The sequence below is a fragment of the Fodinibius sp. GM108 genome (assembly GCF_058386985.1).
Map to the genome: position 1 here is coordinate 323,317 of NZ_JBYEIR010000005.1, position 14,036 is coordinate 337,352.

A 14,036-nucleotide genomic window follows, 5' to 3' on the forward strand; every position below is an offset into this window, starting at 1 on the left:
TTCTATTAAACTGCTGAATTCTTTCAATAGGTTTATTTAATATTCACTTGATAAAGAATATCAGTTAAGAAAAATTATCCGTTTATAATTTGGCAACACAAGTTTAATCATGGTATTTTAAGGCGCTTAAATGTGGAGTATGTGTCAGCTGAAAGCTGACATTTATTTTTTAAGCTTGAAAATAGATTTTGAATTAAATCCCTGAATGTCGTGGAAAAGAATTATTTGTCACGTGAAGGTTATGAAGAGTTAGAAGAAGAATTGCAAGATTTGAAAACTCGGGGCAGGAGAGAAATTGCGGAAGAAATTGCTGAAGCCCGGGCGAAGGGTGATTTAAGTGAAAATGCTGAATATGATGCAGCTAAAGAAGCCCAGGGAATGCTTGAAAAACGAATCGCCGAACTCGAAAATGCCCTGGCCAATGCGCGAATTTTAGATGAAGAGGATATCAATACAGATAAGGCATATCTGCTCTCCAAATTAACAATCTACAATCATACCGTCAATAAAGAGGTTCAATATATCTTGGTATCCAAGGATGAAGCCGATTTTAAAGAAGGAAAAATTTCGGTTGAATCTCCGATCGGACAAGCCCTCCTCGGATCAGAGCCGGGAGAAGTGGTGGAAGTGGATGTGCCTGCAGGAACATTAGAACTAGAAATCAAAAAAATTGAACGGTAATAAATGAATATAGCAGTTATTGGCACGGGGTATGTGGGATTAGTATCTGGTACTTGTTTCGCCGACTCCGGGAACGACGTTACATGTGTAGATATTGACGAAGACAAAGTATCACAATTAAAGGCCGGAGAGATCCCCATTTACGAACCAGGGCTGGAAACAATATTTTCACGCAGCCAGCGTGAGGGTCGTCTCCATTTTACAACCAAAATTGAGGATGTTATCGGGCAGGCCGATATTGTTTTCTTATGTTTACCTACGCCTCCGGGTGGCGACGGGCAAGCTGATCTTTCTGCTGTTATGCAAGTTGCTTCCGAAATAGGCCCTCTCATTGAAGATTATACTGTCATTGTTAATAAATCTACTGTGCCTGTTGGAACTGGTGATCGCGTAGAGGAAGCTATTGCTGAAAATGTGGACCGGGAACTGTTTGATGTGGTTTCCAATCCCGAATTCCTGCGCGAAGGGGCTGCTGTCGATGATTTCCAGTATCCTGAGCGTGTGGTAATTGGCACAGACAGCGACCGTGCTGCCGAGATCATGACAACGCTATACGAACCGTTTGTTCGGTCTGGCAACCCTATTATTGTGATGGACCGCCGCAGCTCAGAGCTTACCAAGTATGCCGCCAACGCTATGCTGGCCACCAAGATCACTTTTATGAATGAAATGGCCAATATCTGCGAGCGGGTTGGTGCCAACGTTGATAATATTCGCCGTGGCATCGGAACGGACTCCCGCATTGGCAAGCGCTTTCTGTTTGCCGGTATCGGTTACGGCGGCAGCTGTTTTCCTAAAGATGTGCAGGCTATTCACCACACCGCCGGGGAAAACGGCTATGACTTTAAAATTGTAGATTCGGTCATGAAAGTGAATGAGTATCAGAAAATGTCCATCGTACGCAAGATGGAAAAGTTTTACGGTACCAAAGATTTTTCCGGCAAGACATTCGGCATGTGGGGTCTGTCATTTAAGCCGGAGACCGACGATATCCGCGAAGCTCCAGCCCTTTACATCGCTGATGAGCTTACCAGGCAGGGTGCCAAGCTGCTGGCTTACGATCCGGAAGCGATTGAAACGTTTAAAGAAGCTACTACTCAACAGGTATTAGATAATACGACGTTTGTAAGTAACCAAAAAGAAGCGCTTAACGGGATTGATGCGCTGATTATCTGCACCGAGTGGAATGAATTTCGCCGGCCGACAGTTGATAATCTAGCCGATCATATGGAGCATCCGATCATTTTTGACGGACGGAATCTCTATGATCTTGAACGTGCCCGAAAGGCGGGAATTACATACATCAGCGTAGGAAGACCTTCAATCAATGTCGACTAAACGGGTACTTATTACTGGTGGTGCAGGCTTTCTTGGGTCGCATCTTTGTGATCGATATCTCGAAGAAGGATATCAGGTTATCTGTATGGATAACCTGATCACCGGTAATGCTGATAACATCGCTCACCTGATCGGTAACGATAATTTTGAGTTTATAAAGCACGATGTTACCAACTATATTCATGTGGGTGGTGAACTGGATCTGATTCTCCATTTTGCATCTCCGGCATCGCCCATCGATTATTTGCAGATGCCAATCCAGACGCTGAAAGTAGGCTCGTTGGGTACACATAAGGCACTGGGTTTAGCGAAGGCCAAAGATGCAAAGCTGCTGCTGGCATCTACCAGCGAGGTTTATGGTGACCCCAAAGTACATCCACAGGCTGAAAATTATTGGGGTAATGTTAATCCTATTGGCGACCGCGGTGTGTATGATGAGGCGAAACGCTTTGCCGAGGCGCTGACAATGGCTTACCATCGTTTCCATGGGGTAGAAACACGCATTGTACGCATCTTCAATACCTACGGATCCCGTATGCGTCTACATGACGGCCGTGCTCTGCCGACATTTATGCGGCAGGCTCTCAACGGTAATCCGCTTACGGTTTATGGGGATGGATCACAAACCCGCTCTTTCATGTATGTGGACGACCTGGTCGAGGGTGTGTGGCGGCTGTCGCAATCCGATTACGTGGAGCCCATAAATATTGGGAATCCCGAGGAAATTACAATCCTGGAATTTGCCAAAGAAATTATCGAGCTGACCGATTCCGACAGCGAAATTGTCTTTGAAGAACTGCCCAAAGACGATCCTCAGGTACGTCAGCCGGATATCAATAAAGCAAAAGAAGTATTAAACTGGCAGCCAAAGTATGACCGTAAAGAGGGGCTTAAAAAGACACTCGACTATTTCAGGGAAAAAGTACTGAACAGCTGATTTTATGTCCCGCCTGGTTGATGTTTATCCGTATCGAAAAAAAGAAAATGAACTTTCACTTTTAATTTTAAAACGATCCGCGGATGTAAAATATCCCAATCAGTGGCGCATGATTGGTGGAAAAGCCGAAGAGAACGAAAAGCTTTACATCACGGCACTGCGTGAATTAGAAGAAGAAACCGGTTTGATGCCGTTACTGTTTTGGAGCATTCCTTCGGTTAATCAATTTTACGATCACCAAACAGATACAATTCATCAGATACCAGCTTTTGGCGCAGAACTTCCATCTGATGCTGATATAACGCTTAATCATGAGCATTCGGAACATAAGTGGATTTCTGCAGAAGAAATTGATGATTATATTGCGTGGCCAGAGCAGCGCCGCCTTATGAAGTTGCTGGTAAAAATGATAAAGGGAAATAATCTTTTGGAAGAGTGGATAATCAAAGATCTCAAGTAATAACTTATTTCTTTTCACTGTTGGCCACAGTATTGTTTTTGGTTATGATCAATCCGAAACAGCCAGCAGCCCAAACAAATGGCGGCTCGTATGAAGTGTTACCGGCCCCGGATCTCTGGTATAACAGCGTTGATGGTGTGAGGGCAGGAGTACGGGTGCGTGGACAAGTACCGGGAACATTTGGCGATGGTCCGCACCGACTGAATGCCGGCGTTTGGCTGGGTACAAAATTCCCCACAAATCCCTTTTCATATTATCTGCGATTTACCGAGCCAATTCCCTCTTTGACGAATTTTGCCAGTGAAGCAAATATATCATTCGAAACTTCGTACCGTACAGGGTTTCAAGATCACGGGATTTCGTTTAATAAGAGGTGGCAACCAGGTTTTGACGAGCTGAATTATACTGAGCTATCAGTTGGATTTCGAACTGAAGATCGTTTTGAAGATAAGTACCTGCTGTATACACAGCTGTGGCAGAATCAATGGCTGTATATGTTATCAGCTGATCTTGACCACACCGATGAAGGACGCCTCGGCCGTTATGTATTTTCTTTTTCTGCTGATGGAAATATAGCCGGAAATGCCTCCACATTTATCCGTAGTGAGTTCTCATTTCGCCAGCGTATTGAACTATCAGAAAGTTTTAGTCTCTATGCTCGTTTTTATTCCGGTTTTGCTACTGAAGAAACAGCTCCGGAATATCTTTTCATGCATAGTTTGAAATCCGCCCGATTCTGGATGGATAATGGTCTTACCAGGGCAAGGGGGACCATTCCACCGGGTTGGATGGAGATTGGAAATATTCAAGTCACCGGTGGGCCTGGATTGAGAGGCTATAACAAACAAGTTATTCAAACACTGAATGTTGGTGCAGCCCCCCTTTATACTTCTTTATCATCCATAAACCTGGAGCTGGATTATCCCAATCCATTGGATCAGGCAATGCATAATATCCCAATACTGGGTGAATTTTTAAGTCTTCGCTCATACTTGTTTTTTGATGCAGGAACATCTTTGGGAATTACTTCATTTGAAGAAGATAGGGTGCTTTCTGATGCGGGGCCCGGATTTCTATTTTCTATAAATATACCCGACTATCTCGGTCAATCCCGCGGGATTTTTATCCGCTATGATATGCCACTATGGCTATCTGATCCGCGTACAGAAAGTTCTTTCAAATTTCGTAATATTATTGGCGTAGGTGCCATTATTTCGCTCTAAACAACATCTCTTGGAAAAAGTAATTCATATAGCAATTATACTTGTAATATCTGTTGCAGTAGCTTCCTGTACCAGTGCCCGGTGGACTGTTAAAGAAAAATCTGCAATAGACGAGGAAGATTATGAGTTGATAGAAGAAGATTACCTGCTCATGCAGCCGGGTGATATATCTCCACAAAACCCGGTTTTTGAGCTGAATTTATATTCTGAAAGGACGTACGAGTATACACAGCGTGTTCTTATACAGAGAAATATCCAGGAATATAAACTTCGTCCCGGTTTCTTGGCTTTAGGGTTGGGAGGTGCGGGAATGGCTTTTTATCTGGCAAACTCAGATACCTTTAATGGCAGTGCCGTATCCGGAAAATCTGTTACGCTGAATGCAATCGGCGGTCTGATGGCTATTTCGGGATTTCTGAATATGAAACCAGTCGGAGAGCCACGTCCCACCGGTGAGGAGCGCTATCTGCGGAGTTCCGGATCGGCTATGAAGATCGATACCGTTAGAATAACGGAAGAGACAGACAAAGTTGTTTCACTAACTGTTAATCATAATGAGCAGCTAATTTTTGAAGATAATGACAGATCCTTATCCAATGGATCTTTAAATATTTCTTTGGCGGGAATATTAAACGAACAACAGTTGTCGGGAACTGATCCGGGTGTTGTTACAATTGATGTTAACTTCGAAGATACAAGGTATCGTTACGAATATCCTGTTGAGGATATTCTGCAGCCGTATGCACGGGTTACGTCACAGCTTACAGAATTGCGGAATAGCCCGCAGGAAACTGACGATAACGTATTGGCTGATTTAATGAAGGGTAGTCAGCTTCAAATACAGAATTTTAACAATTTCAGTAGTGATGAGTGGTACCAGGTGCTGTATGGTATTTCCGAAAACTACGTTCGGAAAGAAAATGTCGAACTGATATGGCGATCAGATGACTTTATTGATGATGATCAGGTTGTTTCGGTGCCACGTGTGCCATTCGGTAACATCGATGTAGAAAGTAATATTCCCATTTTGCGGGATAATGCCTCCAGCGCTATTGGACTGATCATTACCAATGAAAGTTATACCGGGGATCTGCCAGAGCGAAGTTACACCCACCGTGATGGGCGACTGATTAAGAGTTATCTCACTAACGCTTTGGGATATCAACCACAAAATGTTTATGAAATGGCTGATATCCAGGATACAGATGCAATCCGGGGTATACTTTCTCAAATCGCTTCTGTATCAACAGATAGTACTGAACTTTTCGTCTATTTGAGTGGATATGGCAGAGTAACTACCGATAGCGATGATAAACAATTGGAATTTTTGGGTATCAATGGAATCGAAGATCCGCCGGTTATTTCCCTCAAAAAAATATATGAGCAAATAGCTTCTATATCCTCAGCTCAAACAGTGGTGGTAAGCGATATCGATTTCAGCCAGAATTTTTCGGAAAACAGTATCACAGCAAACGAAGAACGTACCCTCATCGAAACTACTGCAGATCCTATTTCAGATCATCCACGGGCCTCACTTTTTATGGGATCCCGTCTCAGGCAACCTTCAAATCTGTATGTATCTACGGCAGGCGAAGACAAAAAACATCATATTTTTCCCTATTTCTTCAGCAAAGCTTTGCAACAACGCAAAACCTCATTGCCAGATATATATCAATATCTGGAGCGAAATGTATCATATACAGCACGAAAACTGTATGATCGACCGCAAGATCCGTTACTAATTGGCAGCACTACGCTGGATTTAGTTCCACAGTGATGGCTTACCTTTATCTTCTGTTAAGTTCAATTTGTTCGCTTGCTGTTGCTCACCTGTTAAAACTTACCGAGGTAAAAGAACTCAGCACGCTCAACACACTGACAGTCAATTATATTGTAGCCGGAATATTTGCACTGGCAGTAGGAGCAAATGGCGGGGGAACAGGCATCGCCTCACAAACGGTTTATCTTTTCCTTTTTTGTATCATCGTAGGGGCTTTTTTTATTGGAAACTTTGTTGTCTATAGTAAGTCTGTCCACACAAACGGCGTGGGTATAACGATCGCTGCCATGCGTTTATCTTTGTTGATCCCAGTGCTCATCTCAATATTTATGTATGCTGAATATCTGGGTGTGACTGAATTATTTGGCGTGATTTTCGTCTTTGGATCGCTCGTATTGCTTATCCCTAAAAAGAATGAAGTGCAGATCGGGAACATCAATGCCTCATGGTTGCTTTTGATTACCTTTGTGCTTTCCGGTTTTGCGGATGCATCCCTGAAAATTTATGAAGAAGAATTTAGCCTGGCGTTGAATGAGCTAACGTTTATGGGGTTGGTGTTTTTGGGAGCTTTTGTTATTGGGATTATTCTCAGCATGATCCGAAGTGGCCCTCTCATCCGGAAAAAAGAAGCACTCCTGGGAGCACTTATTGGTATTCCTAATTTGTACTCCGCCATATTTTTAATTTATGCGCTGGGCGAAATCAGCGGATCGATTGCCTATCCGGTGGTAAATATCCTTAATGTACTAGGAGGCACATTTTTGGGTCTTCTAATCTGGAGTGATAGTGTTTCAGTTAAACAGTGGGCGGGAATAGTCACTGCTATTATTGCAATCGTTTTATTGATATAGCGATATTGTTTTACCGCAGAGTGGCACAGAGCTCTTCACAGAGAAAGCACCTCGTTCCCAAGCTCCTGCTTATGAACGCCAAATTTCAGTGATAAGCGTCCATGCTTTTCACCTGTAGTTTTTAAGCCCTGGACACTTGAAACAGCCAGGATGGGAAATAATTTGTTCTGATACTGAGTGATTTCAAAACACAACGGACGCAAATCTATGACTTGTATCGTAATCCTTTATATACTGCAAAACCTACACCAAACAAAAACAACGGTGATGTCACAGCGAGTGGAGTGGAGCGTAAGCGAAAAGGAGTCGAATCCATCTCCCGGAAATAGTTCGCAGGCTGTGAAAGAAAACCTCTAAGACCTATGCTACAGAGGATCTGCTTACGATAGGGAGGGATTCGTTGCCATTCATCCGATGGCAACCCCAGCCATCGGATGGAATAGCTTCCCGCTGGACTCTGCGCCTTCCTCTGCGCAACTCTGCGGTTAAGTATTGCACAAAACTGCGACTCGTACTGTAATCCTGAACTTGTATCAGTATTTTTTCAATAGACAGAAATGGCAAACTAAAATTCTCCCTTCCGCCGGTAGGCAGAGATAGGAGTTAGGCTATAAGAGATGTTGGGCTAACAGCCAGAGAATGTTATTATAGAACAGCTAAGAATTTAAAAAGAGAAAGGTATTACCATACATAATGGATGTCATCCAAAAAATAAGAAGCAGGGCAGGGGACAAGGGAAAGAAAATTGTATTTCCGGAAACGGCAGATCCACGGGTATTAAAAGCGGCCTCATTTCTGATGCGACAGAAAATATGCGAAGCTGTATTGATAGGTGAAAAGCAAAACATACGAGAACAGGCGGACAAAGAGGGAATAAAGCTGGCGGAGTCATTATCCTGTATTTCAGTAAATGATACATACTATGCTGATAAACTTGTCGACAACCTGTATAAGCGACGCAGGCATCGTGGAATATCAAAAGGAGAAGCACGTGAACAGTTAAAAAATCCGCTTTATTTCGGGGCCGGTTTGGTTACAGAGTCAATTGCTGACGGATGCGTTGCGGGATCAGTGGCTACGACAGGAGAGGTGATACGAGCCGCAATACATAACATAGGTCTGCGAGAGGGAACAGAGATCGTTTCAAGTATCTTTTTAATAGCGTTGCAAAACGGAAAAGTGCTAACATATGCCGATTGTGGTGTAGTGCCGTATCCCAATAAAGAACAGCTGGCCGATATCGCTATTGAATCGGCCCGTACGCACCGATTGCTTACCGAAGAGGAGCCCGTGGTGGCGATGTTGTCATTTTCCACAAAGGGCAGTGCTGAACACGATCGAGTGCAGCTGGTCAGAGATGCTTTGAATATAGCCAGAGAAAAAGCACCGGAGTTAACCATAGACGGTGAATTCCAGTTTGATGCCGCTTTTGTGCCTGATGTAGCCAGGCGGAAAGCTCCTGATTCAAAAGTAGCCGGACGTGCGAATACTTTCATATTTCCTAACCTCGATGCAGGCAACATTGGCTATAAAATTACCGAACGTCTGGCTGGTGCAACTGCTACAGGCCCTATCCTTCAAGGGCTGGCCAAACCTATGATGGATCTTTCCCGCGGATGCAGTTGGCAGGATATTGTAAACGCCGCGTGTGTAGCTGTTTTAATGGAGGGTGAATAATTGACTAGTCCGTCCGGCCGCTGATTTTGCGGTCGGGCGGCTGAAAATTGCTTTCCACTGTATTTATTTGTTACTCTGATCCACCGACGGCAAGACCAGCCGCCCGATCGTCTTCTTAATACCAGCCAAGCTTGAATCCCCAGCGGCCGATATCAAAAGCGAAAGCAAGTCCCCAGTAGTAGATGAAATAAGCTCCACCCGTGATGAGGGCTATGCTGCTGATCATTCGAAATTTATAAGGTTTGTTTTGTGCCGCAGACCCTATTTTTTCTCCGGCCAGCCAAACTACAAGTCCAAATAATAAAGCCATGACTGCAATCTGTCCAAGGCCTTGAATCATCATAACCCCTGCACCATAAAGCGGACTGTTGGCACTGGCGGCATAAGTCAAAAATTCCCGGAAAACAGGGAAGGGGCGACCCACGGCAAAAAATCCTACTAAAATACCCAGTAGTAAAGCTTTGGTCGATGTTTGCCCCAGAAAAGCACGGGTAGTATCTGATAACCGTTTTTTAAAACGATCCAGAAATCCCATTTCGAAGAGTCCCCAGATTAACATTATTGCTCCCAAAAGTGTAAAGGTTGCCTGAGCCTGAGCTATTCGGACTGGTCGTTCATTTAAAGCTTCAATGCCTTCTGCTCCCAGAGATCCCACAAAAACTCCATAAAAACCCGTAATGACTAAAACACCGTATACAAACGAACGAAAAGCTTTCCAGGCTGCATTTCTCCCTGATTTTTTGTCAACTGAACAGGCAAGGCCCGGAATCATTGCAAAAACAATGCAGTTGCATGCCGTAAAGGTAGCAGCGAGCCCGGCAATTGCAGCAAAAATAAATCCGAATGAGCTTCCTTTTGCTCCATAATCATCAGCCAGTTGGGAAGTATCTCCAATCGTATTGCCTGCTACAACTTCTTTTCCAAATCCGTCTACCAGGTGATAATTCCAAAAACCGGCAATCACTACAGCTGCCAGCACCGCAAGAACCGTGTAAATAATTCTGCGTTTCAAGGAATATTTTAACCGGAAATTAGATTCAGCATTTGATCCCATGATTCTCTTATAGATTTGATATGTTGTTTAAATACACGGATTAATACCAGGACTGACTGATGCAATTTTAAAATAAATCTTGGCAAAATAACACTGTAATGCAACAGGCATTTTAAGGGAAAGGGCACGAGTCACAGATTAAAAAGCAATAAATCTTTTCTATATTCAAAATAAGCTCTTTCAATTGGATTTATTCTCGTCTAATTATCTATTATTAGCTTGTTAAAGCAGTAGTACGAGGCAATTATAAGTAAACGGATTTAGTTTAGTTTGCCCGGAAGTTTGCTTATATTTGTGCCTCTGGACAGGCGGCTAAATTAGAATTAGTCCAAATAATTGAAACGCCGTGTCATGTCCCATTGTTCGTTTATTTAAATCATTAAACTTCACAAATACCGCAGTAACTTATTATGAGTGAAACTGAAGCACTTGAATCCATGGTAGGTGGTGAATATAAGTATGGTTTTACCACCGATGTGGAATATGAAGATTTTCCCACAGGTATCAATGAAGATATCATCCGGGAAATTTCTCGCCGTAAAGATGAACCTGAATGGGTGACGGAGTTCCGTCTCGAAGCTTTCGAAAAGTGGAAGCAGATGGAAGAACCCGACTGGCCCAATGTTGAGTATGAAAAGCCAGATTTTGAAAACATTCAGTATTATTCTTCACCTAAAAAGAAGGACGGCAAAAAACCGGAAAGCCTGGAGGATGTTGATCCCGAAATTCTGGAAACCTATGAGAAGTTAGGTATTCCTTTGCAAGAGCAGAAGCAGCTACAGGGTATTGCTGTGGATGCTGTTTTTGACAGTGAATCAATTTTTACCACATTTAAAGAGAAACTGGCTGAGGCGGGCGTAATATTTTGCTCTATCTCTGAAGCAATCCAGGATCATCCTGAGCTTGTAAAAAAATATATGGGTACGGTTGTCCCAAAAGGTGACAACTTCTATGCGGCGTTGAATTCAGCTGTATTTTCGGATGGATCATTTGTGTATGTTCCGGAAGATACAGTTTGCCCGATGGAGCTTTCTACCTATTTCCGCATTAATAATATGCAGTCGGGACAGTTTGAGCGAACGTTGATTATCTGCGAAGACAACAGTCACGTGAGCTATCTTGAAGGCTGCACGGCTCCGATGTATCAGGAAAACCAGTTGCATGCTGCGGTTGTGGAGCTTGTTGCACTCGAAAATGCCGAAATCAAGTATTCCACCATTCAGAACTGGTATTCAGGTGATGATGAAGGAAAGGGCGGTATTTTCAACTTTGTAACCAAGCGTGGACAGTGCCGCGGTGATAATTCCAAAATCTCCTGGACACAGGTTGAAACCGGATCTGCAATTACATGGAAGTATCCAAGTGTGATTTTGGCTGGAGATAATTCGGTCGGCGAATTCTACTCGGTAGCTGTAACGAATAAGCGTCAGCAGGCCGATACCGGCACCAAGATGATCCACATCGGTGAAAATACCAAGAGTACAATTATCTCGAAGGGTATTTCGGCCGGTAAATCCAACAATAGTTACCGCGGACTTGTGAAAATTAGTCCCCGTGCCGACGGTGCTCAAAATTATTCGGTTTGCGACTCCATGCTGATTGGTCAGACCTGCGGAGCTCATACATTCCCGTACATCGAATCTGCCAATGCAACGGCTAAAGTCGAGCACGAAGCCAGCACCAGCCGCGTAGGTGAAGAACAGATTTTCTATCTGCAACAGCGCGGAATGGATGAGGATGATGCTATTTCCCTCATCGTGAACGGCTTTGCTAAAGAAGTACTGCAAAAACTCCCTATGGAGTTTGCTGTTGAAGCCGACAAGCTGCTTGGCATTAAACTCGAAGGAAGTGTCGGTTAATCAATTTGCTAACCATATCAAATTCAAAATAAATATTAGAGGAACAACGTGTTAGAAGTCAAAGATTTACATGTATGCGTAGAAGAGGACCCTTCAGAAAAAATCCTCAAAGGTGTTGATCTGACGATCAACAAAGGTGAAATTCATGCTATTATGGGTCCGAACGGAAGTGGGAAAAGTACACTCTCCAAAGTTGTTGCCGGTCATGAAGCTTATGAAGTTACACAAGGCGACATCTTATTTGAAGGAGAAAGTATTTTGGAGCTTGAGGCGGATGAGCGAGCCCATCTCGGGATTTTTCTCGCCTTTCAGTATCCCGTCGAAGTTCCTGGTGTAACAAACAAAACTCTGCTGCGACAGGCGTATAACACCATTGCTCGCGAGCAGGGCAGAGAAGAACTTGATCCGCTTCAGTTTGAGGATCATGCCAAAGAGAAGCTCGAACTGATCGATATGAAAGAAGAATTTCTCGATCGCAGTATCAACGCCGGATTCAGTGGCGGTGAGAAGAAGCGTAATGAGATTTTCCAGATGGCAGTACTGAATCCAAAACTGGCATTCCTGGATGAGACCGATTCAGGTCTCGATATTGATGCCCTGAAGATTGTGGCTAATGGTATCAATAAGATGGCCAGCGCGGATAATTCTGTTGTACTTGTTACGCACTACCAGCGTATTCTCGACTATGTACAGCCCGATCACGTGCACGTAATGATCGACGGCAAGATTGCTAAATCCGGCGACAAGGATCTGGCAATCAAGCTCGAAGATGAAGGATACGACTGGCTGATGGACACTGCATCTGTATCTGTTAATGGAGAACAGTAATAATCAAATGACGAAAGTGAAGCAACAAAAAGAACGAACTTTTCTACAAGATTTACTGAACTTTCAAGGTTCACTGAACGGAAAATCTAAATTGCTCGATGAAATTCGTCTGAAGGGAGCCGAGGGGGTTCGTAATACTCCTTTCCCGACTAAGAAAGATGAGGACTGGAAGTTTATCAGTCTTCGCGATCTTTATAGGGATTCATATGAGCTCGCTTCTAACCTGGAAGTTGATGTTCCTGACTTCAGTGAGCATTATTTGCCTGAAAGTCAGAAGTCCAGACTGGTATTTATCAATGGTGCTTTCTCTGAGGAACATTCTTCAACAGAAGCGCTGCCCGAGGATGTGGTAATCGGCAATATCGCCCGTTTGGCGGCCGATGAAAATCCACAGCTGGAAAAACACCTGGATCAGCACGGCAACTTTGAGGGCGATATTTTCTCTTCCTTCAACAGTGCTTTCCTGGAAGACGGTGCTTTCATCTACGTTCCGAAAGGGAAAAAAGTAGATACGCCGGTGCACCTGCTGTTTGTGCAGACAGATGCCGACGAGAACTATTTCTCTACGTCCCGCACCGTTATTGTTGCAGACGAAGATTCCGAGATCACAATTGTTGAAGATCATATCGGGCTTGGTGACAACAAATATTTTAACCTGCCGGTGGTTGAGGTCAACCTGGAAGAAGATGCTTATGTGAAGCATACGAAGATACAGCGCGACAGCATGGAGGCTATCCATGTGGCGCGAACAGGTGCTTCGGTTGCGCATCACGCAAACTATGAGTCTTATACCATTACACGCGGCGCCAAACTTTCGCGTAACGAGCCGCGTATTTTTCAGATGGATGAAGAGGTCGAGTTTACTGTTGACGGCCTGGTACTAATCGATGGAGATCAGGTATCAGACACGCATTCTGTGATGGATCACCGGTTCTCGCATTGCGAAAGCCACCAGCTGCACAAATGCGTCATTACCGGCAATGCACACTCCGTATTCAACGGAAAGATTTTTGTCCGTAAGGATGCACAAAAGATCGACTCATTCCAGGAGAACCGAAACCTGTTGCTCTCGAAAAAAGGATTGGTCAACACCAAACCACAGCTCGAGATTTTTGCCGATGACGTTGTTTGTACTCACGGTGCAACAGTAGGGCAACTGGATGAGGATGAGCTGTTTTACCTTAAGAGCCGCGGACTCGATGAACAGCAGGCTCGCGAGCTGCTCATTTACGCTTTTGCCCTCGAAACAATCGAAAATATTACGGTTGATTCGGTTCAAAAGCTATTGGTCGATGAAGTTCACAAGTTTACCGAAAGACAATTAGATTCCGAACTTACGGTGTAATTT

General features: G+C 43.9%; 12 protein-coding genes. 11 read left to right on the forward strand and 1 reads right to left on the reverse strand.

Going from position 1 to position 14,036, the window contains the following annotated elements; translation table 11 throughout:
• Positions 1 to 210: 210 nt before the first annotated feature.
• The 8 genes from greA (at position 211) to pta (ending at position 8,947) form a co-directional block, all read left to right on the forward strand.
• Complete coding sequence (greA, locus tag ACT3ID_RS11550) at positions 211 to 681, forward strand: transcription elongation factor GreA (RefSeq protein WP_491542190.1); 471 nt, start codon at positions 211 to 213, stop codon at positions 679 to 681.
• Positions 682 to 684: 3 nt separating this feature from the next.
• Complete coding sequence (locus ACT3ID_RS11555) at positions 685 to 2,019, forward strand: UDP-glucose dehydrogenase family protein (RefSeq protein WP_491542191.1); 1,335 nt, start codon at positions 685 to 687, stop codon at positions 2,017 to 2,019.
• A complete protein-coding gene (locus tag ACT3ID_RS11560) occupies positions 2,009 to 2,956 on the forward strand; it encodes a UDP-glucuronic acid decarboxylase family protein (RefSeq protein ID WP_491542192.1) in 948 nt (315 codons plus the stop codon). The genes ACT3ID_RS11555 and ACT3ID_RS11560 overlap by 11 nt, the downstream gene beginning before the upstream one ends.
• Positions 2,957 to 2,960: 4 nt before the next feature.
• Entirely contained in the window at positions 2,961 to 3,416 is a 456-nt protein-coding gene (locus tag ACT3ID_RS11565) for an NUDIX hydrolase (protein WP_491542193.1), read from the forward strand.
• On the forward strand, positions 3,392 to 4,639 hold the full coding sequence (locus tag ACT3ID_RS11570; RefSeq protein WP_491542194.1) for a BamA/TamA family outer membrane protein: 1,248 nt from the start codon (positions 3,392 to 3,394) through the stop codon (positions 4,637 to 4,639). The genes ACT3ID_RS11565 and ACT3ID_RS11570 overlap by 25 nt, the downstream gene beginning before the upstream one ends.
• 10 nt (positions 4,640 to 4,649) lie before the next feature.
• Positions 4,650 to 6,416, forward strand: coding sequence for a caspase family protein (locus tag ACT3ID_RS11575; protein WP_491542195.1), 1,767 nt, complete (start codon positions 4,650 to 4,652; stop codon positions 6,414 to 6,416).
• Positions 6,416 to 7,270: a hypothetical protein gene (locus ACT3ID_RS11580; protein ID WP_491542196.1), complete on the forward strand. Its 855-nt coding sequence runs from the start codon at positions 6,416 to 6,418 to the stop codon at positions 7,268 to 7,270. The genes ACT3ID_RS11575 and ACT3ID_RS11580 overlap by 1 nt, the downstream gene beginning before the upstream one ends.
• 693 nt (positions 7,271 to 7,963) lie before the next feature.
• Complete coding sequence (pta, locus tag ACT3ID_RS11585; protein WP_491542197.1) at positions 7,964 to 8,947, forward strand: phosphate acetyltransferase; 984 nt, start codon at positions 7,964 to 7,966, stop codon at positions 8,945 to 8,947.
• A 115-nt stretch (positions 8,948 to 9,062) separates the two neighbouring features.
• Here pta and ACT3ID_RS11590 read toward each other — a convergent pair whose 3' ends face one another.
• On the reverse strand, positions 9,063 to 9,959 hold the full coding sequence (locus ACT3ID_RS11590; protein ID WP_491542198.1) for a cytochrome c biogenesis protein CcdA: 897 nt from the start codon (positions 9,957 to 9,959) through the stop codon (positions 9,063 to 9,065).
• 452 nt (positions 9,960 to 10,411) lie between these two features.
• On the opposite strand from ACT3ID_RS11590, the gene sufB reads away from it, so the two are divergent.
• From sufB to sufD, 3 genes are read left to right on the forward strand one after another with little or no spacing between them, the layout of a single operon-like run.
• Positions 10,412 to 11,860 carry a Fe-S cluster assembly protein SufB gene (sufB, locus tag ACT3ID_RS11595; RefSeq protein ID WP_491542199.1) on the forward strand — a complete coding sequence of 483 codons (1,449 nt, stop codon included), beginning with the start codon at positions 10,412 to 10,414 and terminating at the stop codon, positions 11,858 to 11,860.
• A 48-nt stretch (positions 11,861 to 11,908) separates the two neighbouring features.
• Positions 11,909 to 12,688: a Fe-S cluster assembly ATPase SufC gene (sufC, locus tag ACT3ID_RS11600; RefSeq protein ID WP_491542200.1), complete on the forward strand. Its 780-nt coding sequence runs from the start codon at positions 11,909 to 11,911 to the stop codon at positions 12,686 to 12,688.
• Between the two features lie 16 nt (positions 12,689 to 12,704).
• Entirely contained in the window at positions 12,705 to 14,033 is a 1,329-nt protein-coding gene (sufD, locus tag ACT3ID_RS11605) for a Fe-S cluster assembly protein SufD (RefSeq protein ID WP_491542201.1), read from the forward strand.
• Positions 14,034 to 14,036: the final 3 nt, after the last annotated feature.

What these genes read in the sequence shown, in the direction of transcription:
- ACT3ID_RS11555 (WP_491542191.1), top strand. Translation starts at nt 685, where the DNA reads ATGAATATAGCAGTTATTGGCACGGGGTATGTGGGATTAGTATCTGGT.
- ACT3ID_RS11560 (WP_491542192.1), top strand. Translation starts at nt 2,009, where the DNA reads ATGTCGACTAAACGGGTACTTATTACTGGTGGTGCAGGCTTTCTTGGG.
- pta (WP_491542197.1), top strand. Translation starts at nt 7,964, where the DNA reads ATGGATGTCATCCAAAAAATAAGAAGCAGGGCAGGGGACAAGGGAAAG.
- ACT3ID_RS11565 (WP_491542193.1), top strand. Translation starts at nt 2,961, where the DNA reads ATGTCCCGCCTGGTTGATGTTTATCCGTATCGAAAAAAAGAAAATGAA.
- sufB (WP_491542199.1), top strand. Translation starts at nt 10,412, where the DNA reads ATGAGTGAAACTGAAGCACTTGAATCCATGGTAGGTGGTGAATATAAG.
- ACT3ID_RS11580 (WP_491542196.1), top strand. Translation starts at nt 6,416, where the DNA reads ATGGCTTACCTTTATCTTCTGTTAAGTTCAATTTGTTCGCTTGCTGTT.